28 protein-coding genes are annotated in these 24,520 nt (G+C 34.5%); 6 read left to right on the top strand and 22 right to left on the bottom strand.

Going from position 1 to position 24,520, the window contains the following annotated elements; translation table 11 throughout:
• Nucleotides 1-21 precede the first annotated feature (21 nt).
• The 12 genes from DICTH_RS06845 to uidA form a co-directional block, all read right to left on the bottom strand.
• The gene (locus DICTH_RS06845; RefSeq protein WP_012547869.1) at nucleotides 22-1,344 is read right to left on the bottom strand and encodes an NCS2 family permease; all 1,323 of its coding nucleotides are present in this window, start codon (nucleotides 1,342-1,344) and stop codon (nucleotides 22-24) included.
• A gap of 28 nt (nucleotides 1,345-1,372) precedes the next feature.
• Nucleotides 1,373-2,893, bottom strand: coding sequence for a YifB family Mg chelatase-like AAA ATPase (locus DICTH_RS06850; protein ID WP_012547060.1), 1,521 nt, complete (start codon nucleotides 2,891-2,893; stop codon nucleotides 1,373-1,375).
• Nucleotides 2,883-3,239, bottom strand: coding sequence for a YraN family protein (locus DICTH_RS06855; RefSeq protein ID WP_012548087.1), 357 nt, complete (start codon nucleotides 3,237-3,239; stop codon nucleotides 2,883-2,885). Before DICTH_RS06855 ends, DICTH_RS06850 begins: the two co-directional genes overlap by 11 nt.
• On the bottom strand, nucleotides 3,236-3,847 hold the full coding sequence (locus tag DICTH_RS06860; protein WP_012547333.1) for a ribonuclease HII: 612 nt from the start codon (nucleotides 3,845-3,847) through the stop codon (nucleotides 3,236-3,238). Before DICTH_RS06860 ends, DICTH_RS06855 begins: the two co-directional genes overlap by 4 nt.
• Entirely contained in the window at nucleotides 3,814-4,377 is a 564-nt protein-coding gene (gene lepB, locus DICTH_RS06865; protein ID WP_012547465.1) for a signal peptidase I, read from the bottom strand. Before lepB ends, DICTH_RS06860 begins: the two co-directional genes overlap by 34 nt.
• On the bottom strand, nucleotides 4,367-4,723 hold the full coding sequence (gene rplS / locus DICTH_RS06870) for a 50S ribosomal protein L19 (RefSeq protein WP_012548412.1): 357 nt from the start codon (nucleotides 4,721-4,723) through the stop codon (nucleotides 4,367-4,369). Before rplS ends, lepB begins: the two co-directional genes overlap by 11 nt.
• A 3-nt stretch (nucleotides 4,724-4,726) precedes the next feature.
• Nucleotides 4,727-5,464, bottom strand: coding sequence for a tRNA (guanosine(37)-N1)-methyltransferase TrmD (trmD, locus tag DICTH_RS06875; RefSeq protein WP_012547228.1), 738 nt, complete (start codon nucleotides 5,462-5,464; stop codon nucleotides 4,727-4,729).
• 2 nt (nucleotides 5,465-5,466) lie between these two features.
• A complete protein-coding gene (gene rimM / locus DICTH_RS06880) occupies nucleotides 5,467-5,967 on the bottom strand; it encodes a ribosome maturation factor RimM (protein WP_012548626.1) in 501 nt (166 codons plus the stop codon).
• 15 nt (nucleotides 5,968-5,982) lie between these two features.
• Entirely contained in the window at nucleotides 5,983-6,213 is a 231-nt protein-coding gene (locus DICTH_RS06885) for a KH domain-containing protein (RefSeq protein WP_012547534.1), read from the bottom strand.
• Nucleotides 6,214-6,228: 15 nt separating this feature from the next.
• On the bottom strand, nucleotides 6,229-6,510 hold the full coding sequence (gene rpsP, locus DICTH_RS06890) for a 30S ribosomal protein S16 (protein ID WP_012546978.1): 282 nt from the start codon (nucleotides 6,508-6,510) through the stop codon (nucleotides 6,229-6,231).
• A gap of 30 nt (nucleotides 6,511-6,540) precedes the next feature.
• Nucleotides 6,541-7,851 (bottom strand): signal recognition particle protein, encoded by a 1,311-nt coding sequence (ffh, locus tag DICTH_RS06895; RefSeq protein ID WP_012547765.1) that lies wholly within the window; start codon nucleotides 7,849-7,851, stop codon nucleotides 6,541-6,543.
• Between the two features lie 80 nt (nucleotides 7,852-7,931).
• Nucleotides 7,932-9,668: a beta-glucuronidase gene (uidA, locus tag DICTH_RS06900; protein WP_012547217.1), complete on the bottom strand. Its 1,737-nt coding sequence runs from the start codon at nucleotides 9,666-9,668 to the stop codon at nucleotides 7,932-7,934.
• Nucleotides 9,669-9,787: 119 nt separating this feature from the next.
• On the opposite strand from uidA, the gene DICTH_RS06905 reads away from it, so the two are divergent.
• On the top strand, nucleotides 9,788-10,099 hold the full coding sequence (locus tag DICTH_RS06905; protein ID WP_012548050.1) for an ArsR/SmtB family transcription factor: 312 nt from the start codon (nucleotides 9,788-9,790) through the stop codon (nucleotides 10,097-10,099).
• 10 nt (nucleotides 10,100-10,109) lie between these two features.
• Nucleotides 10,110-10,784 carry a DUF554 domain-containing protein gene (locus tag DICTH_RS06910; protein ID WP_012548205.1) on the top strand — a complete coding sequence of 225 codons (675 nt, stop codon included), beginning with the start codon at nucleotides 10,110-10,112 and terminating at the stop codon, nucleotides 10,782-10,784.
• Here DICTH_RS06910 and DICTH_RS06915 read toward each other — a convergent pair.
• From DICTH_RS06915 to larB, 4 genes are read right to left on the bottom strand one after another with little or no spacing between them, the layout of a single operon-like run.
• Nucleotides 10,781-11,422, bottom strand: coding sequence for a lactate utilization protein (locus DICTH_RS06915; protein WP_012547406.1), 642 nt, complete (start codon nucleotides 11,420-11,422; stop codon nucleotides 10,781-10,783). The two genes, DICTH_RS06910 and DICTH_RS06915, sit on opposite strands and share 4 nt — an antisense overlap.
• 23 nt (nucleotides 11,423-11,445) lie before the next feature.
• Nucleotides 11,446-12,969 (bottom strand): glutamine-hydrolyzing GMP synthase, encoded by a 1,524-nt coding sequence (gene guaA / locus DICTH_RS06920; RefSeq protein WP_012548379.1) that lies wholly within the window; start codon nucleotides 12,967-12,969, stop codon nucleotides 11,446-11,448.
• Between the two features lie 4 nt (nucleotides 12,970-12,973).
• Complete coding sequence (gene larC, locus DICTH_RS06925) at nucleotides 12,974-14,134, bottom strand: nickel pincer cofactor biosynthesis protein LarC (protein WP_012548144.1); 1,161 nt, start codon at nucleotides 14,132-14,134, stop codon at nucleotides 12,974-12,976.
• On the bottom strand, nucleotides 14,131-14,889 hold the full coding sequence (larB, locus tag DICTH_RS06930) for a nickel pincer cofactor biosynthesis protein LarB (protein WP_012548123.1): 759 nt from the start codon (nucleotides 14,887-14,889) through the stop codon (nucleotides 14,131-14,133). The genes larC and larB overlap by 4 nt, the downstream gene beginning before the upstream one ends.
• 137 nt (nucleotides 14,890-15,026) lie before the next feature.
• Here larB and DICTH_RS10330 point away from each other — a divergent pair, with 137 nt between their 5' ends.
• Nucleotides 15,027-15,158, top strand: coding sequence for a hypothetical protein (locus DICTH_RS10330; protein WP_012547949.1), 132 nt, complete (start codon nucleotides 15,027-15,029; stop codon nucleotides 15,156-15,158).
• Here DICTH_RS10330 and DICTH_RS06935 read toward each other — a convergent pair.
• From DICTH_RS06935 to dnaN, 6 genes are read right to left on the bottom strand one after another with little or no spacing between them, the layout of a single operon-like run.
• On the bottom strand, nucleotides 15,148-17,214 hold the full coding sequence (locus DICTH_RS06935) for a hypothetical protein (RefSeq protein ID WP_012547054.1): 2,067 nt from the start codon (nucleotides 17,212-17,214) through the stop codon (nucleotides 15,148-15,150). The genes DICTH_RS10330 and DICTH_RS06935 overlap by 11 nt on opposite strands.
• A 2-nt stretch (nucleotides 17,215-17,216) precedes the next feature.
• The gene (gyrB, locus tag DICTH_RS06940) at nucleotides 17,217-19,124 is read right to left on the bottom strand and encodes a DNA topoisomerase (ATP-hydrolyzing) subunit B (RefSeq protein ID WP_012547781.1); all 1,908 of its coding nucleotides are present in this window, start codon (nucleotides 19,122-19,124) and stop codon (nucleotides 17,217-17,219) included.
• The gene (locus tag DICTH_RS06945) at nucleotides 19,102-19,584 is read right to left on the bottom strand and encodes a DUF721 domain-containing protein (RefSeq protein WP_012547832.1); all 483 of its coding nucleotides are present in this window, start codon (nucleotides 19,582-19,584) and stop codon (nucleotides 19,102-19,104) included. Before DICTH_RS06945 ends, gyrB begins: the two co-directional genes overlap by 23 nt.
• On the bottom strand, nucleotides 19,577-20,656 hold the full coding sequence (gene recF, locus DICTH_RS06950; RefSeq protein ID WP_012548663.1) for a DNA replication/repair protein RecF: 1,080 nt from the start codon (nucleotides 20,654-20,656) through the stop codon (nucleotides 19,577-19,579). Before recF ends, DICTH_RS06945 begins: the two co-directional genes overlap by 8 nt.
• The gene (gene yaaA / locus DICTH_RS06955; RefSeq protein WP_012547436.1) at nucleotides 20,657-20,872 is read right to left on the bottom strand and encodes a S4 domain-containing protein YaaA; all 216 of its coding nucleotides are present in this window, start codon (nucleotides 20,870-20,872) and stop codon (nucleotides 20,657-20,659) included.
• The gene (dnaN, locus tag DICTH_RS06960) at nucleotides 20,869-21,972 is read right to left on the bottom strand and encodes a DNA polymerase III subunit beta (protein ID WP_012547338.1); all 1,104 of its coding nucleotides are present in this window, start codon (nucleotides 21,970-21,972) and stop codon (nucleotides 20,869-20,871) included. The genes yaaA and dnaN overlap by 4 nt, the downstream gene beginning before the upstream one ends.
• Nucleotides 21,973-22,119: 147 nt before the next feature.
• Here dnaN and DICTH_RS06965 point away from each other — a divergent pair, with 147 nt between their 5' ends.
• From DICTH_RS06965 to DICTH_RS06975, 3 genes are read left to right on the top strand one after another with little or no spacing between them, the layout of a single operon-like run.
• Complete coding sequence (locus DICTH_RS06965) at nucleotides 22,120-22,554, top strand: RrF2 family transcriptional regulator (protein WP_012548017.1); 435 nt, start codon at nucleotides 22,120-22,122, stop codon at nucleotides 22,552-22,554.
• Entirely contained in the window at nucleotides 22,551-23,303 is a 753-nt protein-coding gene (sufC, locus tag DICTH_RS06970) for a Fe-S cluster assembly ATPase SufC (RefSeq protein WP_012547317.1), read from the top strand. Before DICTH_RS06965 ends, sufC begins: the two co-directional genes overlap by 4 nt.
• Nucleotides 23,284-24,519, top strand: coding sequence for a SufB/SufD family protein (locus DICTH_RS06975; protein WP_012548177.1), 1,236 nt, complete (start codon nucleotides 23,284-23,286; stop codon nucleotides 24,517-24,519). The genes sufC and DICTH_RS06975 overlap by 20 nt, the downstream gene beginning before the upstream one ends.
• Nucleotide 24,520 lies beyond the last annotated feature (1 nt).

The following is a 24,520-nucleotide window of genomic DNA, read 5'->3' on the forward strand; positions in this document are numbered from 1 at the left end:
CTTTCTCCTTCCCACTCTTCCTTAAAAGATGAAATAAAGGATAAAGAGTATGGAGAGGACTATTAAAACAGGATTAAGTTCCTTTACTTTTCCAGTAAGAAGCTTTAATAATACATAACTTAAAATACCAAGGATTAAACCATTGGCCACTGAGTATGTGAAAGGCATTGCAATAATGGTTATAAATGCAGGGAGAGCTTCTGATACATCTTTAAAATTAACCTTTAATATAGGTTCCATCATAAGAAAGCCAACTATAACAAGAGCAGGAGCGGTAGCTGCAGATGGAATTATACCCGCAAGAGGCCAGAAAACAATAGAAAGTAGGAAAAGAAGCCCTGTAATCAAAGAAACTGCTCCTGTTTTTCCTCCCTCTGCAATACCAGATGCTGATTCTACGTAAGTAGTAATAGTAGAAGTACCACAGAGAGCTCCTGCTATAGTTCCCACAGCATCACTCACAAGAGCCCTTTCTGCCCCCTCAAAACTTCCATCCTCTTTTAGAATATTCAACTTAGAAGCAAGACCTGAAATAGTACCTACTGTATCAAACATATCCACAAAGGTAAAAGTGAAAATTATAGAAAAGAATCCCCACTTTAAAGCCCCTAATATATCTAATGCTAAAAAGGTCTTCGAAAACTCACTCCAGTTAGGTAAAGCAATTATATTACCTGTAAAATGTGTAATATATTCTCCATTTGATCCCTTGATAAAAGCCCCCACAATAGTGGTAATTAGTATACCAATAAGGATATTCCCTTTTACATTCAAAGCCATAAGCAAAGCTATGACAATTATTCCAAAAATAGAAAGGAGAGTTTCCGGAGTTTTTAAAGATCCAAGAGTCACAAGAGTAGCATCACTCTTTACTACAATTCCTGCAGATTTTAGGCCAATTAATGCAATAAATAATCCAATACCTACCGATGTGGCAAGCTTTATGTTAAGAGGAATTGATTGTACAATCCACTTTCTAACAGGCAGTATGGACAATATAAGGAAGATTAAACCATCAATAAATACTGCACCTAAAGCCACTTGCCATGGAAGTCCTAATCCTTGACATACTGAATAAGCAAAATAAGCATTCAAGCCCATTCCTGGTGCAAGGGCAAAGGGAAGCTTTGCATAAAGCCCCATAGTAAGAGTTGCTATCCCAGCTCCTATAGCTGTTGCCATTAAGACTGCACTTTTAGGCATACCTGCATCGCCTAATATGTTTGGATTAACAAATAAGATGTATGCCATGGTAACAAAAGTGGTAAGTCCTGCTATGATCTCATTGGACCATGATGTATCCTTTTCCTTGAAACCAAAATACTTGGCTAATGCTTGAAACAAGAAAAATACCCCCTTTCTAAAAAGACTTCTATAAACTTGAGATAAAATCCTCAAGACCTCTATAGGATAAGGCTTCAGCTAAATGCTCTATTTTAATATACTCACTTTCTTCTAAATCTGCAATAGTCCTTGCTACTTTTATCAATCTATCCACAGCTCTCATTGACAAATTCTTTTTATCCACAGCATTTATCAAAAAGCCCTGTGTCTCTTTAGAAAGAATACAATATTTCTTTATAGATTTTGGAGTCAATTGAGAATTCAACCAGAATCTCTCTTTTTTATATCTATCTTTCTGTACCTCTCTAGCTTTAAGTACTCTATTCCTTATCTCTTCTGAACTTTCTTCTTGGGTATCACTAAATATCTTATCTTTCTCAATTCTACCCACGTATACCCTAATATCCATTCTGTCTAAAAGAGGACCAGAAACCTTTGACCAATATTTTTTAACCTCATAGGGAGAACAAGTACACTCCTTTTCCTTATCTCCGAAATATCCACACTTACAAGGATTCATGCCTGCAATTAGAATAAATTGAGCAGGATAAACTACTGTATATTTTGACCTTGAAATAACAATTTTACCTTCCTCAAGGGGTTGTCTTAACGCCTCCAAAACATCTCTTCTAAACTCAGGAAGCTCATCTAAAAATAAAACTCCTCTATGGGCAAGAGTTACTTCTCCAATTTGAGGAGTAGAACCACCCCCAAGAAGACCTGCATAAGACACAGTATGATGAGGACTTCTAAAAGGTCTTTCTAATATTAATGATTCGTTATTTAAAAGGCCAGCAGCGCTATAAATCTGAGTTACTTCAAAAGCCTCTTCATAAGTAAGAGGAGGCAATATAGAAGGAAAGGTCCTTGCAAGAAGAGTTTTACCCGTACCAGGAGGACCTACTAATAGAACGTTGTGACCTCCCGCTGCAGATATTTCTAAGGCTCTCTTAGCATAAGCTTGTCCTTTTATAAAAGAAAAATCCTCGCTAAAAGTTGGTTTGTAATTTGGAAAATTGTATTTTAAAGGTTTTATCTCAGCTTCTCCTGTTAAAAACTTTACTACCTCTGAGATATGAGATACAGCATATATCTCAACACCATCTATCAAAGCACACTCAAATTCATTTTCTTTAGGTATAAAAAATCTTTTGTAACCTTTATTTCTTAGCTCATAAACCAAAGACAACAACCCTCTACCCTTTCTTATCTTACCCTCAAAAGAGAGTTCTCCAAAAAAGGCTGTTTCTTCAGGATTAAAATTAAACTTCATAGATGTAGAAAGAATGCCTATCGCAATGGGCAAATCAAACAAAGGACTATTCTTTTTTAAATCTGCAGGAGCAAGATTAATGGTTATTCTTTTTAAAGGAAAATCATATCCTGAATTCTTAAGAGCAGATCTTACCCTTTCCTTAGATTCTTGAATCTCTTGCTCTGCAAGTCCTACAATGTTAAAACTAGGTACACCACTGGAAATATCAATTTCAATCTCTACCTCATAACAATTTAATCCCCAGAGAGTCGCTGACTTTATTTTAGAAAGCATTAATTAGATACTCCCAATCTAAAATTTTCCCTGATTTAGATAAGATTATGCTCATGATGTCAAATCTTATTTTTTTAAATTTAGGTTTTTTAGTACTTATATATAGCTCAGCTATCTTCTTAATTCTGGTCTGCTTTGTACGATCCACTGCTTCAGCAGGTATGCCAAAATCCAAATTTCTTCTGGTCTTTACTTCAATAAAAATTAAAAGATCTCCCTTCTGTGCAATGATATCCACCTCTCCCAAAGGGACCTTGTAATTTCTCTCTAAAATAATAAACCCCCTTTTGTTTAAAAAATCTATGGTAAAGTCCTCCCCCAACTTACCTATTTCTTTATTGTTCATAAAAGTTTAAAACCTTTTCTATGGATCACAAGAGTGCCTAAATCTTTTATCTTCTCTCTATGTTCCTTTGTAGCATAACCTTTATGTTTACCAAAGCCATATTCAGGATATTCTTTGTCTAACTCCTTCATATACTTATCCCTTAAAACCTTAGCTACAATAGAAGCTGAGGCAATACTCAAACATCTTCGATCACCCTTCACTACAGTCTCTTGTGGTATGTCAATATCAGGTATAGGAATATTCCCATCTATAAGCAAATACTCAGGCTTAATCTCCAATCCTTCTACAGCCCTTTTCATTGCTAAAAAAGTAGCCTGTAAGATACCAAATTTTTCAATCTCTTCCACTGTTGCATAACCAAAACTCCAGCATAAAGATTCCTTTTTAATAATTTCAAAAAGTTCTTCCCTCTCTCTTGGAGTTAACAATTTAGAATCATTTACAGGAATAGAAGAAAAGGGAGGAAGGATGACTGCTCCTGAATAGACAGGACCAGCCAGTGCTCCTCTCCCTGCCTCATCCACTCCTGCAATGTATTTAAAATAATACCAAAGTTCTCTTTCTCTTTCTCCTAATGCACAAGGCCTATTCTTTGAGGAGGCCATAAGAGAAGTACTGCTTTTCCTACCAAATTTTTCTTTGGCACAAATCCCCAATATCTACTATCTACACTTACAGGTCTATTATCACCAAGGACAAAATAGCTATTTTCAGGCACTTTTACTGGTCCATAATTATCATAACTTTTATTCTTCACATAAGGCTCATCCAACACCTTTCCATTAACATAAACTATGCCATTTTTTATCTCTACCGTATCTCCAGGAAGACCTATTAATCTTTTTACATACTCCTTTGTAGGATCCTCAGGATATTTAAAAACAATGATTTCTCCTCTTTTAGGTTCTCTAAAATAATAAGGTATTCTTATTACAAGAACTGCTTCTCTTTCATTTAATGTAGGTATCATCGACCCTGTAGGAATATAAGATATCTGCAATATGAAGCTCTTTATTATGAACGCTAGTATAAATGCTAATACAATAGTCTCAAGAAGATCGTACCACTCATGTTGCTTTAGCTCCTGTCTCTTAGAAAGTATATTTCTAAATATCTCTAAAAGTTTATCCTTCATTTTCTTCCCTCTCAGCTATCTTAGCAGCCTTACCCTTTCTCTCTCTTAAGTAGTAAAGTTTTGCTCTTCTTACTCTACCTCTTCTCACTACCTCAATCTTCTCTACCAAAGGAGAATGGAGAGGAAAGATTCTTTCTACTCCTACACCCTGAACAACCTTTCTTACTGTAATTGTCTCTCTTATACCACCATGCTTCTTGGCGATTACGACTCCCTCATAAACTTGTATCCTTTCTTTATCCCCTTCTACTATACGATAATGCACTCTTACGGTATCTCCTGGCCATATTTCAGGAATATCTTTTTTCATATACTCCTTCTCTAAATTCTGAATTATAAGATCCATCTCTTATACCTCCTCTCTTAGTTCTTTTTTAATTTCTTCTAAAAGTTCAAGATCTTCTTGAGTTAACTCTACTTTTTCAAGAAGATCAGGCCTTTTTAAAAAAGTCTTTCTCAAAGCCTCTTTTCTCCTCCATCTTCTAATTTCCTTGTGGTTTCCAGAAAGTAAAATCTCGGGAACTTCCATACCCTCAAACTCTCTTGGATGAGTATATTGAGGATATTCTAATATGCCCCACTGAAAAGATTCTTCTTTCAAGGAATTAGGATCTCCCAAAACTCCTGGTATAAGCCTTACTATAGCATCTACTAAAACCATTGCAGGTATTTCTCCTCCAGTCAACACATAATCTCCTATAGATATCTCTCTTGTTATTATTTTCTTCACTCTTTCATCTACTCCTTCATATCTCCCACATATTAATATTAGATGATCCTTTTTTGATAATTCTTCCGCAATTTTCTGATTAAATAAATCTCCACTTGGCGAAAGTAAAATTACTTCGCTTTTCTCTTTTCTTAAAGTTTTCACAGCCTTAAATATGGGTTCAGGCTTCATCACCATTCCTGAACCGCCACCATAAGGATAATCATCTACAGTCCTATGTTTATCCTCTGTAAAATCCCTCAAATTATGCACTTTAATTTCTACAAAACCTCTATCCTGAGCCTTTTTCAAAATACTAACATCAAAAGGACCTCTAAACATCTCAGGGAAAATTGTTATTATATCTATCCTTAACATTTTTAATATTCTTTCATTTTTCTTATAACAATTTTTCCTTCCTCTAAATTTATCTCGACTATCACATCTTTAATTGCAGGAATATATATATCTTCCTCTTCTCCCTCCACAATATATACATCATTACTACCAGTTTCAAGTATCTCCTTAACCTTTCCTAAGTATTCTCCACTTTCTTCGTACACTGAAAGGCCCATTATCTGATAAGTATAATATTGACCTTCTGGAAGTTTTGGTAGATCCTCCTCCTCTATCAGAAGCCAGTTTCCTCTAATCTTTTCCGCCTCATCTCTTGTCAATATTTCAGAGAAATAAATTACATACCCTTTATTATGCTCTCTTATATTCTCTAAAGAGAGCTCCCTTCTTACCAGTAGAGTATCGCCCCAAGATAAATAGATCTTCTGTCCCTTCTTTAAAGTGCCAATTAAATCAAAGAAGGGCCAAATTTTAATACCACCTTTTATACCAAAAGGCTCACCTAACTTGGCTATTCTTACCAAACGAGATTTCATCCTTTATTGTAGAACTTCAATTACAACCTTCTTTCCCTTTTTAAGTCCAGCAACTCTTACAATAGTCTGTAATGCCTTAACCGTTTGCCCTTGCTTTCCTATTACTCTGCCTCTATCCTCTGGAGCAACCTTTACTTCAAGAATTACAGACTTTGTTCCTTCAACCTCCCTAACCTCAACTTCTTCGGGCTTCTGAACAATAGCCTTAATAATATATTCCAAAAGTTCTTTCATCCACCAAAGCCCCCTTTACGCAGAACTCTTAGCGGATGTCTTCATTGCTAAAAACTTATCCCAAACACCGTACTTTTTAAGAATACTAAGAACAGTATCGGTAGGTTGTGCGCCTTGGCTAAGCCAATACAGAATTCTTTCTTCCTTCAATTGAATAGTAGCTGGATCTGTCTTAGGATCATAAAATCCTAAGATCTCTAAGTGTTTGCCATCCCTTGGTTCTCTACTGTCCATAGCAACTATTCTGTAAGCTGGTTTATTCTTTGCACCAACCCTTGTAAGACGAATCTTTACCAACTAAAATCACCTCCTTAAATTATTTAAATCTTACCTAAGAAATGGGAATATAGATTTTTTCCCTTTGTTTATCTGCTTTATCAATTCTAAAGTCTGAAAATATTGCTTTAAGAGTCTATTTACATCCTGTACTGAAGTACCACTTCCTTTCGCAATTCTTTGTCTTCTACTTCCATTAATTATGGAAGGATTTCTCCTTTCCTCTGGCGTCATTGACTCTATTATAGCAAGAAATTTTTTGATTTCTTTCTCACTTAGCTCTACGTTTATTTTGTTTTTAGGAAAATAAGGAAGCATGTCTAATATCTGATCAAAAGTCCCAACCTTTTTAAGTTCCTTTAACTGAATATAAAAATCCTCAAGATCAAATTTAGACTTTTTTAATTTTTCTTCAAGTTTTGCCATCTTTTCTAATTCTATATTCTTCTCTATCCTCTCTACAAGAGATGCAAGATCACCCATTCCAAGAATTCTTGAAGCTAACCTATCTGGATAAAAATATTCTAAATCTTCAATTTTTTCCCCTACTCCTATAAATTTAATCGGTTTACCAGTAATAGCCTTAACTGACAAAGCTGCACCACCACGAGCATCTCCATCCATCTTCGTCAAAATAACTCCAGTCAGAGGCAATTTTTCATTAAATTTTTCAGCAATATTTACAGCATCCTGTCCTGTCATTCCATCTACTACAAGTAATATTTCCGAAGGATTATATCTTTTATTTAATTCATTTAATTCGTTCATCATCTCTTCATCAATATGAAGTCTCCCGGTAGTATCAACAATCATAACATCCGATAACTTCTCTTTAGCTACCTCTAAAGCCCCATCAATTATTTCGAAGGGACCTTTTCCATCCACATAAACAGGGACTTTAATTTTCTCAGCAAGAATTTGAAGTTGCTTGCCTGCAGCAGGCCTAAAAGTATCTGCTCCTACTAGAAGAACTCTTCTCTGTTCTTGAGCAAGTTTATAGGCAAGTTTTGCACAAGTAGTTGTCTTACCTGATCCTTGTAACCCCACCACTAAAATTATTCCTGGTTTTTTACTCCCTAAATTTAGATCTGCCTTTTCGCCCCCAAGAATATTTAAAAGCTCATAATACAATATCCTTATTATCTGCTCAGCAGGAGTAACACTTTTTAAGACATCTTCTTGTAAAGCCTTTGCCTTAACATTATTCAAAAGCTCCTTAACAACTTTATAATGAGCATCAGCCTCTAAGAGAGCTTGTCTTACCTCTCTTAAGGCTTCTTCTATATCCTTTTCAGTAAGCTTTCCTTTTCCTCTTAATTTTTTAAATACTTCTTGAAGCCTGCTTGTCAAATTCTCAAACATATTTCTCCCTTTTTAATTTTTTATAGAATTTTATAACACATAGGATACTATAGAAAATATATAGTTCATTGTCAATAATTCTATTTTTCCCAAAAATCAGGTAATTTACTCCATCTCTCTTTCAAAAAATGAGCCACCATTTTAGGCTGTCTATTCCTTGTAAAAACCCCTTTCTTATTGCCCACTACCCTCGTTATACTCTGTTTCGTCATAAAATCAGCAAAATTCCAAATATGCTCTCCCACAACAAAATCAAGCCTGTCAAGAACTCCCACAAATCTTTTAATCATCTCTTGTTGATACTCCTCTGTAAACATTAAGGGAGGATCAGAATGAAATCCAGAAATAGCATCTGCCCCGAACTCAGAGAGAATTATCGGCTTTCTGTATAATTCATACCACTCTCTAAGATCTCTTTCAAGTTGATATTCAATAACACTTAAATCTCCCGAATCGGTATACCATGAATAGTATCTATTAACACATATCACATCAACATATTTACTTACTTTCGTCTCACTTGCCTTAGTATTTTCTACTATGGTTATTGGTCTTGTAGGATCGAGCCTTCTTGTTTCCTCTATAACTCTCCTAAAATATTCCTCTGCTCCATCTTCGTAAGTTGCCGCCTCATTAGCTACGCTCCACATAATTACACTCGGATGATTTTTATCCCTCGCTATAAGTTCCCTCATAATTTCTAAATGATGCTCTAATGTCTTTCCATCAACCCTTCCTTCAGTAAAAACTTTTTCATTACGGTTCCATAAATTTAACCCAACAGCTGGAGCTTCCTCAATAACAGCTATCCCATATTGGTCAGCAAGGAAAAGTATCTCCTCGCTATAGGGATAGTGAGAGGTTCTAAAAGAGTTTGCCCCTATCCATTTCAATAAATTAAAATCTTTAATGTTAATAACTTGATCTAAACCTTTTCCCCTTATATCTGAGTCCTCATGCTTACCAAAACCCTTAAAGTAAAATGGTTTCTCATTTATAAGAAACTGTTTTCCCTCTACTCTTACCGTCCTTATTCCTATGTCCATTCTATAAATATCAAAGTTGTCTTTTTCCAAAAGTTTAATCTCTAAATTATATAGATAAGGATTTCCAGGCTCCCATAATTTTGGATTTTTTACCTCTAAAACTCCTGATTTACCAAAATTCTCTGCTACTATATTTTTATCTTTATCTCTTAAAATAACTTGAAAATTATTACCTTCACTTTCAATACTGTACTTTACCAATGCAGAATTATTACTTAGTTCAGTAATAACAGAAAAATCTTTAATATATACCTTAGGAGTGGTATATATTACCACAGGCCTGTGAATTCCAGAGTAATTAAAAAAATCAAAATAATAATTCAAAACCTTATATCCTTTAGGATGCATTTCGTCCTCAATAACTTTTAATTCTCCAGGAGGAAGAACATCCCAAGTTAAAGTGTTGTCTACCATAATTTCTATAATATTTTCTTGTCCATAATTTACAAATTTAGAGATCTCTGCCTCGAAAGGAAGAAATCCTCCTTTGTGTTTAGTCACTAAATTACCATTTACATAAACCTCAGAAAAATGAGCTGCTGCTCCCACCCTCAAAAAAATATTTCTTTCTTTCCAATAAACCGGTATAAAGAAGGATTTTTTATAATATACTCTGCCAACATAATCTCTTAAATTAATATCTTGTGTGATGTCGTTAAAACTTGCAGGAACTGGCATGAGGATATAATTTTTATCAGATTCGGTTCTAAACTCCCACACTCCTGACAAATCCTTTACCTCTCTTGTTTCACTCTCTTTAGGATAAAGCATCTTTCCGCCTCCATAAAGTTAAATAAATTATTTTACAATGAAATTATACCAAAAAGTTAATATTTTTTAATTTTTTATGTTAAAATATGCTTACTTGGTTAAGGAAGGAGGGTCGAATTATGACCAAAAAAGAAGATTACATATCCTTATCTGATGAAGCCTTGCAAAATATGAGTGACATATTGAAAATTCTTGCGCACCCTTTAAGGATAAAATTGATATTCATCTTAGCTCAAAATCCTGCAACCGTTTCAGATCTTCTTAAAATACTCGATGTTAGACAGCCCAATCTTTCTCAGCACCTAACTTTGTTGAAAAGAGTCAAGCTCTTAAAAACAAGAAGAGAAGGGAAATCAGTATATTACCTATTATCACATCCTGAGATTAAAGATCTCCTTGAAAAGATAAATGAAATAACAAAAGAAATCTAAGGGTAAGATTATGGGGACCATATTCAACTCTATCGCAGTAATTATTGGAGGATTAATAGGTACCATATTTAAGAAAAGGATACCTGAAAGTCTTCAAAAACTATTAATGGATTCTCTCGGTTTGATATGTCTTCCTCTTGGAATGGGGATGGCTATAAAGGGAGAAAAGTTCCTTGCCTTGGTTTTTAGCATAGTAGTAGGAGCAATTATTGGAGAACTTCTTAAGATACATGATGGACTTGAAAAACTTTCCTTAGAAGTAGAAAAGAGGTTTGCAAGAGAACAAAATACATTTGCAAAAGGCTTTCTAACAGCTACACTTCTTTACTGCATAGGCCCTATGACTATTATGGGCTCACTACAAGATGGTCTTGGACAAACTCCTCAAATTCTATATACTAAAGCTCTACTTGATGGAACTGCCTCTATTGCTCTTGCCTCAGCCCTTGGAGTAGGTGTTATATTTTCCTCCATCTCAGTGCTTATCGTTCAAGGAGGTATAACTTTATTTGCTAAGGTTATAAGTCCTTTATTTACCCCCATAGTGATTCAGGAAATGACAGCCGTAGGAGGAGTACTAATACTAGGTATTGCTCTAAATCTACTAAATATAAAGCAAATAAAAGTAGCAAATCTTCTACCAGCTTTATTTCTAATTCCTATATTTATTCATATATTCCCCTAAAAACCTAAATCCTCATTAACTAATATAACAGTAAAAGGAGTCCTTGCAGGGGGAGCCTCAAGTATAGTAGTTATTCTACATATCCTTTTTGGATGATTACAATCCACACAATATCCCTCTTCAGCACAAGGGAGCTCCAATCTCAACCTTCTTGCATTAAGAGGCGTAACTACATTTTTAATCCTCCATATAGCAGTCTCTAAATTTATTACAAGCTTATTTCTTCCCACCACTACGATTACCTTCTTAGGGCCAAAGATCTGAGCTGCAACTCTATTTCCTATAGCTTCCATATTTACAATTTCTCCTGAAAAGGTCAGTGCATTTACACTAGATAAAAATACATCTGAAATTAGTTCTTGTCGCCTTATCTCAAGGTCTTCTTCGGGAGATAAACCTTCCTTCCAATGGTGTATTACCTTATTCCCCCTCTTTTCAAGCTCTTCTATTACGCCAATTTCTCTTATAGTTATACTTCCACCAATTCCTACGGTGGCATTTTCAGGAATTAACTTGAGCACTATATTTTTTGCTTCTTCCCTATTTTCTACCAAGAAAACATCGTATCCTCTCTCCTTTAAGATTTCTGCGGTCCTTTTTAACTGTTTCTCTGTAAGCCAAACTTTAATATCCTTCATATTCAATCCTCCTTATAAAAATTTTATTCCCATTCAATAGTAGCAGGTGGCTTATCAGTAAGATCATATACCACTCTATTTATACCTGAAACCTCATTGGTTATTCTTCTTGCTATTCTTCCAAGTATCTCATAAGGCACCTCAACAAAATTTGCAGTCATTCCATCCTCACTCTTTACAACCCTAAGAGCAATAACATATTCGTAAGATCTAAAATCGCCTTTGACTCCGACTGTTTTTATGGGAAGTAAAACTGCAAAAGACTGCCATATTTCATCATACTTTTCCCATTTTTTTATCTCCTCCATCAAGATACAATCAGCTTTTCTCAAAAGCTCCAATTTATCCCTTGTAACTTCTCCTAAAATTCTTACAGCAAGTCCTGGCCCTGGAAAAGGTTGTCTCTTTATAATATTCTCAGGAAGTCCTAAAATTTCCGCAATTCTCCTTACCTCATCTTTAAACAGATACCTAAAGGGTTCAATCAACTCAAAACCAAGCTCTTCAGGTAGTCCTCCCACATTATGATGAGTCTTTATCTTAGCAGCCATTCCAGTATGAGAAGCAGCACTTTCTATAACATCAGGATAAAGGGTACCTTGAGCAAGAAACTTAAAAGGACCTCTCTTTTTTGCCTCCTCCTTAAATACCTCCACAAATTCATGTCCAATAATCTTTCTCTTTTCCTCAGGATCTACAACTCCCTTTAACTTCTCAAGAAATCTTTCTTCTGCATCAACCACCACAAGATTAACTCCAAGTCTCTTTAATACTTCTGTTACCTCTTCTTTTTCTCCCATTCTCAACAATCCGTGATCTACAAATATAGCAGTAAGCTTATCACCAACAGCTCTTTGCAACAGAACCGCAAGAGTTGTAGAATCAACCCCACCACTTACTGCAAGAAGCACCCTATTTTCTCCAATTTGTTTCCTTATCTCTTCTATTTTTTCTTCTACAAACCTACCAAGATTCCAGTTTTTCTCAGCTCCACAAATCTTAAAGGCAAAATTCTCAATGATTAATTGTCCCTTTTCAGTGTGAGAAACTTCAGGATGAAACTGTACAGCAAAGAAAGGCTTTTCTAAAGACTGTGCACCGGCAATAAAACCATTTTCCGAAATAGCTGTAACTACAAAATCTTCAGGAAGCCTTGTTACCACATCGTGATGGCTCATCCACACTTTTTCTTCTTTCTCCAACCCCTCAAACAAGACAGATTCTTTAACTATCTTTATCCTTGTAAGACCAAATTCACCTTTTTCCCCTTTCTTCACTTCACCTCCTAAAAATTTAGCCATTAACTGAAAACCAAAACAGATCCCTAAAATAGGAATATCACCATTAAATATCTCATTATCAAGTTCTAATTCAGTATTATATACACTGTTAGGTCCTCCCGAGAGTACTATTCCCTTTACTCCTTTCTCATTTAAAAAAGAATATTTCACATTAGGAGGATAAATTTCTGAATACACTCCTAATTCTCTAAATCTCCTTGCAATAAGCTGAGTATACTGGGAACCAAAATCAATAACCGCAATCATATCCCTACTCCCTCTCCATTAGTTTTTCAATCTCCAAAATTACATCCTTTAAAGGGATATTCTCTCTTTCTGCAATACTCTTACAGTCTTCATATTCAGGATAGGCCTTTCTTATTCCATTAATATTTGCTACCTTTATTCTTACCTTACCCCACTTTGTTTCTATTTCCTTTATTTCCCTTGGCATTATTTTCTTGTCTACGTAAATTTTTCTTATACCAAGAGTTGTTGTCTCCCTAAATATCACCTCAGAAAGCCTTTCTTCCATAACTAAAGGAGCTATAACACTAAGTAAAATACCCGGCCTTCCCTTCTTCATATACACTGGTGTCAAAAATACGTCCAGTGCTCCTTCTTTAAAAAGCTTTTCTACTAAGTAACCAAAAATCTGCGGATTCATATCATCTATATTGGTTTCTAACACTATATTTCTCTCTTTAACAGTACTTTCTACTAATTCTCCTACATACACCCTAAGAAGGTTAGGAAAAGAAAAGTCTTTCTTTCCACACCCATAACCAATCTTATCAACCCTTATGGGAGGCAATTCTTGAACAAAATTTGCTACAGTAGATATAATAGCTGCACCAGTAGGAGTAACAAGTTCCCCTTCTCGGCCATCTTTGTATACCGGAATTCCTCTAAGTATCTCTAAAGTGGCTGGTGCAGGAACAGGTATAGTCCCATGAGCAGTATTAACAAATCCGCTTCCAAGAGGAAGAGGAGAAGAGTAAATCTCTTCAACTTCTAACATCTCTAATAAAATGAGAGATCCTAAGACATCAATAATCGTATCTAAAGCCCCAATCTCATGAAAATGAACTTCGTCTATAGGCTGGTTATGAATTTTGGCTTCCGCTTCAGCAATTTTATAAAAAATATTTTTTGCCTTAGTTTTTATATTTTCAGAAAGCCCACTTTCATCTACGATTTTTAAAAGATCTTCCAGATGTCGATGAGAATGGTGATCGTCAATAATTATATTAACATCTGTTCCCCATATGCTATTCTTCTGCTTCTTAGAAATTTCAATTTTATATCCCTTTACAGGAATTTTATTAAGTTCAGTTTTCCACTTTTCCACATCTATTCCTAAATCTATTAAAGCTCCAAGTATCATATCTCCACTTATTCCTGAAAAACAATCAAAATACAATGCTTTCATTTTTTATTCTCCTCCACCATTAAATTTATCATGTTTGCTAAATAACCTGCTGAAAATCCATTATCTATATTCACCACTGCAATACCAGGTACACAACTATTTAGCATGGTCAACAAAGCAGAAAGCCCATTAAAATTAGCTCCATATCCTACACTAGTAGGCACAGCAATTATAGGTTTTGCCACCAATCCTCCCACCACCGAAGGTAAAGCACCTTCCATACCAGCAACTACTATGACCACATTGGCTGAATAAAACTTATCAATCTGATCTATTAATCTATGTAATCCAGCAACTCCCACATCATATATCCTCTCCACATTGCTCCCCATAATCTCTGCCGTCACTGCCGCTTCTTCTGCTACGGGTAAATCTGCCGTTCCTGCACAAGCAACTACAATTTTACCCTTTTTCTCCACATCTTCCCTGAGTACAGCTATAATCCTTGCCCTATCAAAATAAACTGCATCAGGAATACGTTCTTTTAAACTCTTGTAAACCTCATAAGTTGCCCTTGTAGCTATAACTCTATTATTAACTTTTAGCAACTCTAACATTATATTTATCACTTGATCAGTAGTTTTACCCTGAGAAAAAATTACCTCTGGGAACCCCTTTATCAAACCTCTCAAATGATCCACTTTAGCATATCCAAGATCCTGATAAGGTAAAATTCTAAGTTCATCTATAGCTCTATCTATTGAAATTTCACCAGATTTTACCTTCTCAAGTAGTTCTTTTAATCTCTCTCTCATCCCAATTCTCCTTTCTGTTAATTTTAAATATCTATTATACAAGATAAATTTTTTCAAGTATAAATACAAACAAGTATAAATACAAAAGTGATAAAATATTATTTAAGGAGTAAAAAGAGCAAAGGGGGTGTGTTTATATGACAGAGGAAAGAAAATGTAAAAATTGTAAATTCTTTCAACCTAATCCTAACGATCCTTCCCGTGGAACTTGTTTTGGGCTTCCTGTAAAAGCTGATAACAGCTGTCCTCAATTTGTTGCTAAATCTTAAAAACTACCTTCTCAATGTATATCTCTGCCTTGCTTGCTAATTCTTTAAGAAATTCTGGTGAAAGTAAATATAGAATAATGGTATAAGGCCTATAATTCAAATATTTAAGAGATTTTTCAAATTGGAGGAGGCTCCTCAAAAGTACAGCAAAAAGAAATAGGATCTTATACTCTAAAAATTCCCTCTCTTCAAAAAGCTCCTTTGGAGCCTCCTCTTTTTTCATTTTTATCTCATCTATTATCTTTCTGCGTTCCTCAACCAAGTTCTGTAGCATCTTCAAAAAACTCTCAGGAAGATTTAATCTCTGAAACTCCCTATTATATCCTTTTTCTTTCAGCTTACTCAGTAATTTATAGCTTCTATCTGAAAGATCCATAAGTCCTTTTTCCCATAAAATTATATTGGCAAGATGAAAATATTGTCCTGCCTCAAGACCTTTTATCAACTCAAGCACTTTTTCAGCCTCTTCTACTTTTCCTCTCCAAATACTAGAAAATTCTTTTGCAGATATCTCCGTCTCACCAATATATAAACTTAAAAACCTTGGCAACTTAAACTTCAGATCTCCTAAAAACCTAAGGTTATCAAGCAAATTTAGATTTATCCTCAAAAGATGACTTTCAGGTATATCTTTAATTTCCTTTTTCAACTCACCTAAGAAATAATCTACCATAGGTGCATACTTAGAGCCTTCTTCAGGTACCGCAAGAACCCTTGGAATTCTTCTCATTTCAGCCATAAAAGGACCTGCTTTTCCAATAAGAGCAAAACCATTAGGAAATTTATTAGATAATACAAGGGAAGTCAAAAAATCTCTTGCATTTTTAATATTTCTTGTACTCGTAATGGTCTCCGATGAACAATGAGGCGAAAACAATCTAATGTGAGCTTCCTGATCTGTATTTTTAATTTCTATATTACATCTTGTTAAAATATTTCTCCCGTTATGCTTGGTAAAAACTTCAAGAAAATACGGAGGTTGAAAAACATTATTTTTTATATGAAATCTCTTTAAAGGTAATTTGGCTTTATTCAATGCAGTATTATATGCTCTTGCAAAAGTTTCAGGACTTCTTAATAACAAATCAAAAAAGTAATAAAAATCTTTATTTTCATAATCTTCTAAGTTCCTAATCTTAAGCATCTCTGAGGTCTTATCAAAATATACCTCAATACCTGTCACATCTTTTATAATAAAGTTAGCCATCTTTATTTGAAAATCAGCTATAGAAATCTCTTCTTTCAATAATTCTAAAGCATGGTTCCTTATCCTCCTAGCTCTTTCAAGTATCTCCTTTCTCTTTTCTCTATCTCTTACCTGCTTTAAAATCCCTCTAACTCCAGTAATAAATAACTTAGCTAAGTGTCTTTTAAGTTCTTCGTTAATGTATACACTGGAAAGACTTATTTCCTCAGGATATTTAGGTACGACTCCATACCACCCTAAAGATTTAGAAAAGAGATAATAAATTTCTGCTTTTGGATTTCTACAAAAGTATTTTCTCAATGACTCTTTATTAGCAATAGGGCCAATTTTAGTTACCTGAGAATAATTCTCATAATTCAAGGGAAAACCCAGATCCTCCAAGGCCTTAACGAATTCTTCATCCTTCCTTAAGTTTTCTTTATAATCTTTCCATGAATCTGCGATCCATGACAACTGGAAATTTAAATTTTTATATTCAGAGGGCTCTATAGGAACCCCATAAAAAAGTCCATATGTTATATCTTGGTTTATATAAACTGCGCCTGTTAGCTTTCCTGCATAATCTTCAGTTATGACATATCTATTATTATCTTCATAAAAGGGAATAAGACGATGATCACCAGTACCAAGTTTCTCATCATGTAAAAAAGGCCTAAAAGGAAAGCTATCTCTCAATCTAAAATAGATTGCTAAATCAGTTAGAATGGCATCCCAAAGTAGATTTTGATCTCCTTTATATACTACTCCTATATTCTCGCCTTTTAAGAGAGAAACTAAATCCTCCGTACACTTAAATTTTAAAGTATAAAAATTTTCATCTTCGCGAATTATATTTTTACAGGAAATCATAATTAAATATCCAAATTTCTTACAAATTTTGCCTTCTGCTCTATAAAGTTTCGCCTTTCTTCCACATTATTACCCATTAAAATAGAGAAAAGCCTCTCCGCCTCTAAGGCGTCCTCTATGGTAACCTGAAGTAATATTCTCTTCTGAGGATCCATGGTAGTTTCTCTGAGCTGTTCTGGATCCATCTCTCCAAGACCTTTATATCTTTGTATATAAACATTTTCGGGATATCCCCATTCTTTAAGAATCTCTTCTTTTTCCTCTTCGGAATAAGCATATCTTTCTTCTTTACCCTTCCTCAAAAGATACAAAGGAGGTTGAGCTATATAAATATATCCGCCCTCAATAAGAGGTCTAAAATGTCTATAGAAGAAGGTTAAAAGTAATGTCCTTATATGAGCTCCATCTACATCAGCATCAGTCATAATGATTATCTTGTGATATCTTAATTTTGAGAGATCAAAATCTTGACCTATTCCTGTTCCTAAAGATGCAATTATCGCCTTGATCTCTTCACTTGATAATATCTTAGTAAGATGTTGGGCTTTCTCCACATTCAATATTTTACCCCTTAACGGTAGAATAGCCTGATATCTTCGATCTCTTGCTTGTTTAGCAGAACCACCTGCAGACTCTCCCTCAACAATGAAAAGTTCACACTTTGCTGGATCCTTCTCGGAACAATCTGCGAGTTTACCTGGAAGTAATGTTGACTCTAAAAGGCTTTTTCTTCTCACAAGCTCTCTTGCTTTTCTTGCCGCTTGCCTTGCTCTGTAAGCCTCAATAATCTTAGTTATTATAAGTTTTCCTGTATCAGGATTCTTGGAAAAATATTCTGTTAACTCTTCTTCAACAACTTTCTCTACAAATTTTCTTACCTCTGTATTTCCAAGTTTTGTCTTAGTCTGACCTTCAAATTGAGGATCAGGAACCTTTACACTAACTATAGCAGTAAGTCCTTCTCTCACATCGTCTCCTGAAAGGCTTTCATTTTCCTTCCACAAGCCCCAGCTTCTCGCAAAATTATTGACAACCCTTGTTAGGGCAGTTCTAAATCCTGTTACATGAGTTCCTCCTTCAATAGTATGAATATTATTTACATAAGATAAGATCAGTTCATCATAACCTGAGTTATATTGCATTACAATCTCTAAAATTAAGTTTCCCTCTTCTCTTTCCATATAAATAGGTTCGTGCAGAACTTCCTTACCCTTTGAAAGATATTCAATAAATTCAAGAAGTCCTCCTTCATATTTGAAGATATTAGATCTTCCGGTTCGTTCATCCCTTAATTCAATAGTTACCTTTGGATTCAAAAAAGCAAGCTCTCTTAATCTATTTGCCACAATATCATAATCGAACTTCGTAGTCTCAAAAATTTCTGGATCAGGATAAAACTTTATCTTAGTACCAGTCTTATCTGTTTCTCCTTTCACTGTAAGAGGTGTAATAGGCTTACCTCTCTCATAAACTTGATAAAAAATCTTTCCATCTCTCATAACTTCTACTTCTAATTTTGAAGACAATGCATTGACCACCGAAAGACCAACCCCATGAAGTCCACCACTTATCTTATATATAGAGTTAGAAAATTTACCTCCTGCATGAAGAGTGGTAAGAACAACTTCAAGAGCCGGCTTTTTAGCCTGAGGATGTATATCTACCGGAATTCCTCTTCCATTATCAGCAACCACCACTGCTCCATCTTTTTTTAACTCCACAAGAATGTAATCGCAATACCCAGCCATTACTTCATCTATACTATTATCTACTAACTCAAAAATAAGATGATGTAGCCCTCTTACCCCGGTATCTCCTATGTACATACCAGGTCTTCTTCTTACGGCCTCTGTACCTTCTAATATCTGAATGCTATCTGCAGTGTATTTATCTTTTTTTGTTACGGCCATCCTTAATACCTCCTTTTTGAATTAAAGCTATGCTCTTATAGTAATTCTTCAATATCTCTCGTAATTCCTCGTCCTTTATATCCTCAACTATTTTAGCAATTCTTTCTTCCTCCTGCAAAGAAAGTTTTACTTCCTTTTTTACTTTTCTACTCTTCAACTTATTAAAAGCTTTACCTTTATCTATGAAGATTATATCCTTAATAACATGAGGAATAACCACACTACTGTTTAACTTTTCTATAAGCTTATCCTTAAAAAGAGAAAGTTCTTGTACCCATACACTACTATCCACATATACATAAAGAATCCCGTCTTTTACATATGCAGGCCTTGTATGTTGGGAAAGAGTCTCTCCAACTACCTCTTCCCACTTATTCATAGCAAGATACTCACAAAGCTTTTTTTCAAGATTTAACTTTATGAATACTTCCCAGAGTTTTGAATATAAAGAATCAGGCATTTAAAGTAACCTCACCATTTTTCACTAAAAAATGGGGAAAATCTCTAAGAAATTCTATCTTAATTGGCGTGGTCAGAAATATCTGAAAGTCTTTTATTCCATCCCATACTCTTTTCTGTTTATATTCATCCAAATCTCCAAAAAGATCATCAATAAGAAGGATAGGCTTTTCTTTTCTTTTTTCAGAAAGAATCTCAACTTGAGCTAATTTCCAAATAATATAACCCAATTTTTTCTCACCTGCGGAACCATATTTCCTCAAGTCATATTGGATATCATCCCTTATAATCCTCAAAACTATGTCATCTCTATGAGGACCAACTAATGTGTACCCTTTCTTTTTTTCCTCTGCTTCTTTTGCCTTTAACATCACTTCAAAATTTTTTGCAATCTCTTCCTCCGAATCTCCTAAAGGAACAGTGGAAATATATTCTATTTCGAGAAAATTTTTCTCGAGAAGCTTATTAGAAACCTCCTTTACTTTAGATTTTATTTCTTCTACTATGCTTAGCCTTTGAAACAATATATAACTTCCTAATTTAATTAATGTAGAGTTCCACACACTCACATCTCTACCACTTTTAAGAGTTAAATTCCTCTGATACAGAGTCTTGTAATATTCAGAAAGAGCTTTATGGTACTTATAAGACAAGGTAGAGATAAATCTGTTTAACAAGTACCTCCTCTGAGAGGGTCCTTTTTTAAAATTTTCTATTTCTTCTTGAGAAAAAAGAATGATAGGAAAAAGAAAAACCATATCTCTATACCTTTTCAAATTTTTCTGATTAATTTTTATCTTCTTTTCTAACTCAGAAAGGGCTGACTCGAGCACTAAATTTTGATTCTGCCAATTTACATCTCCCCTGAGATAAAAACTCTCCTCACCCCATCTTATAATTTCCCTTTCATTTTTAGTTCTGAAAGATTTTCCAGAGAAAAGAAAATATATACTCTCAAGGATATTAGTTTTTCCTTGAGCATTTTCCCCATAGAATATGTTCACATCAAAAAAATTCAAATTCAAGTTCTTCAAATTCCTAAAGTTTACTACTCTCAAATCTATAAGGCGCAATTATTCTCCCACCACCACGACATATTTTTCTCCATCAACCTCTACCACATCTCCATTTTTTAATTTTCTACTCCTATGAAGTTCTATCTCACCGTTTACCTTTACCCTTCCTGCTAAAATAAGATTTTTTGCTTGCCCTCCAGTCTCTACTACCCTACACCACTTTAAAAACTGTCCTAAAGTAATAGACTCTGTATATATTTTTATCTCTTTCATAGTCTCACAGGCATCAAGATATAGGTATAATTTTCATCCTCAGGAGACGTAATTAAAGCAGGTCCAAGATCCGAAGTGAATTTCATAACTATCTCATCCCAATCAGCATTATCCAAAGGATCCATAAGATACTCTACATTAAAACCTATTTCTAAATTACCATCTATATTAACCTCTGCAGGCAATACCTCTTTAGCAAAGCCTCTCTCTGAGGGCAAAGTAGAAATTACCACCTCTTCTGAGGAAAGACTAATTTTAACTGTATTTGTTTGATCTATCTCAGCAAATACCTCCATTCTCTCTAAAATATCAAGAAAATCCTTCCTATTTGCCTTAAAAGAAGCTGTAAATTCCGTTGGAATTATCTTATCATAGGCTGGAAACTGCCCTTGAAGAAGTCTTGATATAAAGTAAATCTCTCCACAATTAAAAACTACCTGGTTATCCAAGGCAGCTATATTTACCCTATCTTCCAATGCTTTTGTAATTATTTTTTGCCATTCCTTTAAACTTTTAGCTGGAACAATAATGGAAGGAAAATCTTTATCTATCTCTAAGGTTTTAAGAGCTAATCTATGACCATCTACTGCAACCATATTCAATTTCCCATCTTTTCCCTCAAAGAGCACTCCTGTAAGAACCTGTTTTATCTCATCCTCTGCTGCTGCAAAGATAGTTTGTTTTATAGCCTTTGCAAACAAAATTCTATCAAGACTTGCATGGTATTCAGTAATATTACCAACTTCAACTTTTGGGAATTCCTCTGGACTTTCTCCTTGAATTTCTATATCCGAATAGCCAGCATGAATAATCGCTCTATTTCTTTCGTTCACATAAACCTCTAAGGTTACTTCGGGAAGTTTACCTATTACATCTATAAATAAGCTTGCTGGAAGACAAACTTCTCCTGGCTCTTCCACAATCACAGGCATACTTAAGGCAAGACCAACCTCTAAATTATTACCTTGGAGATATAAAGTATCATTCTCTGCCTTCATATAGACATAAGTCAGAATAGGTATAGTAGTCTTTGTAGCAACCGCACTTTTAACAAATTGCAATGACTTATATAAATCTTCTTGTTGAGTAATAAACTTCATTATTTCCTCCTCCTTCTTATGAGTTTAATATACACTTTTCAATTATACCTTGACATTAAAAAAATAAAAAGTTTTGCTATTGACAATTAAATAATTCCGACTTAAAATGTAAATGTTGAGTAAAAAACTAAACTTTTAGGAGGTAAGATGTTTCGAGTATCTGCCAAATTGGAATACGGATTAAGAGCTATGATATACTTGGGGGAAAATTACCCCCATGAGAAGGTTACCCTTTCTCAAATATCCCAAAAAGAAAATATATCAAGAGAATTTCTTGCTCAACTAATGTCTGACTTAAGGAGAGCAAATCTCATAGAAAGTTACAAAGGTATCACAGGAGGTTATACTTTAACTAAACCCCCAAAAGAGATTACTCTAAAAGAGATTTTTGAGGCATTAGAAGGGCCTATTCAAATTATTGATTGTATTCATTTAGAAAATAAGTGTGAAAGAGAAAACACTTGTTATTCAAAAAGCGTATGGAGATTTATAGAGAAAAAGATCATAGATCTTTTAGGAAAATTAACCCTAGAAGATCTTATTAATGGAACAATTAGAAAGGAGGAAGTTTTGACACTATGAAAGAAACAATTGGAAAGGAAATGTTAAGATTAGAAAATTTGAAAGTCGAGGTAAAAGATGAAGTAATTCTTGAAAATATAAATCTGTCTCTAAATGAAGGAGTTCATGTACTTCTTGGGCCTAATGGTACAGGAAAATCTACCTTATTAGGGGCAATAATGGGACTTTCCAAATATAAGACTTCTGGCAAAATATGGTTCTACAATGAAGATATAACTGACTTAACTCCAGATCAGAGATTTAAAAAAGGAATATTCCTCGCCTATCAACTACCCCCAGCTGTGAGAGGAGTTAGGCTTAAGGATATCCTTAAGAAAATATTGAATATTGATCCCAAGAAGAATTTACCTGAGGAAGTATATACATATTTAAGAGAATTAGACCTTGATGAAAGTTTTCTTGAAAGAGAAATTAACTATGGCTTCTCGGGAGGCGAAAGAAAAAAGAGTGAAATTCTTCAACTTTTATTGGCAAAACCAAAACTTGCCATGCTTGATGAACCTGATTCTGGAGTAGATATAGACTCTTTAAAACTCATTGGTGAAGCTCTAAGAAAGATTTCAAAAGAAAGTAACCTGTTAATCGTTACCCACAACTTAAAAGTGCTCGATTATGTAAATCCTAATTCTGTCATCGTCCTCTTAGATGGTAAATATATTTATAAAGATGGTATTGAAATAATTCATCAAATTGAAGAAAGAGGATACGAATATGTAAGGAGGTTGGCATATGCTCAAAACTTATCTTAAAGAATTAAGAGAAAAAGCCTTAAAAGCAAAAGATAAACCAGCATTATTGGGTCCTGACATAGATTTAGAGCCCTATATGAAGACTATATCTGACATTAAGATTAATGATTTGGAGGAACTTCCTGAAGAAATAAAAGAGAATATTCTTTACTCAGGAATAACTCCTTCCGAAGAAGAAAGAGCAGGAACATATTTTCAAATAAACCACAGTGTAGTTTACGAAAAATTAAAGGAAACCTATAAAGGTAAATTAGAGATAATGTCGATTCAAGAAGCCCTTGAAAAATACGATTGGTTAGAGGACTATTACGGAAGACTTGTAAAGCCTGATACTGATAAATACACAGCATGGGCAGAACTTCTTCCTACAGGAGGTTATTTCATAAGGGTATTTGCCAATCAAAAGGTAGAATATCCTGTGCAATCTTGCTTATACATCAAAGAAGGGAATATAAGCCAAAATGTACATAACATAATAATTGTTGAGGAAAATGCGGAAGTTTTTGTAACCACAGGGTGTTTAACTCATTTGAAAAATCAACCTGGTATTCACATAGGTATTTCAGAATTTTTCGTTAAGAAAGGTGGTAAACTATACTTTACTATGATCCATAATTGGTCAGAGGAATTCCATGTAAGGCCTAGAACCGCTGTACTTGTAGAGGAAAATGGAGTATTTATAAATAACTATGTAAGCTTAAAACCAGTTAAATCTATCCAAAGTTATCCAACGGTATACGTAAAAGAAAATGCTATAGCAAGACTTTATAGTATCATATACGGAAGAAAAGATTCCTATATTGATCTTGGTGGAAGAATAATATTTGAAGGAGAAAACTCAAAGGGAGAAATAGTTTCAAGAATAATTGCTGATGATTCATCTCAAATCTACAGTAGGGGCGAGCTGATAGGTAAAGCAAAAGGATCCAAAGGCTTTTTAGATTGTAGAGGAATAATTTTAAACAAAAATGCAAAAATAGTAGCTATACCTATACTTGACGCTCAGCATCCTGAAAGTGAGCTTTCTCACGAAGCAGCCATAGGTCCTATAAATGAAGAGGAGATAGAATATTTAACTACACGTGGTTTTGACAAAGATGAGGCAATGTCTACCATAACTCGCGGTTTCCTGAACCTTGAAATACCAGGACTTCCAAAAGTTGCAAAAGAACAAATTAGTAATACAGTAGCACAATTAGAAAAGGCTGGGCTATAAT

Source organism: Dictyoglomus thermophilum H-6-12, assembly GCF_000020965.1.
Classification (GTDB): Bacteria; Dictyoglomota; Dictyoglomia; order Dictyoglomales; family Dictyoglomaceae; genus Dictyoglomus; species Dictyoglomus thermophilum.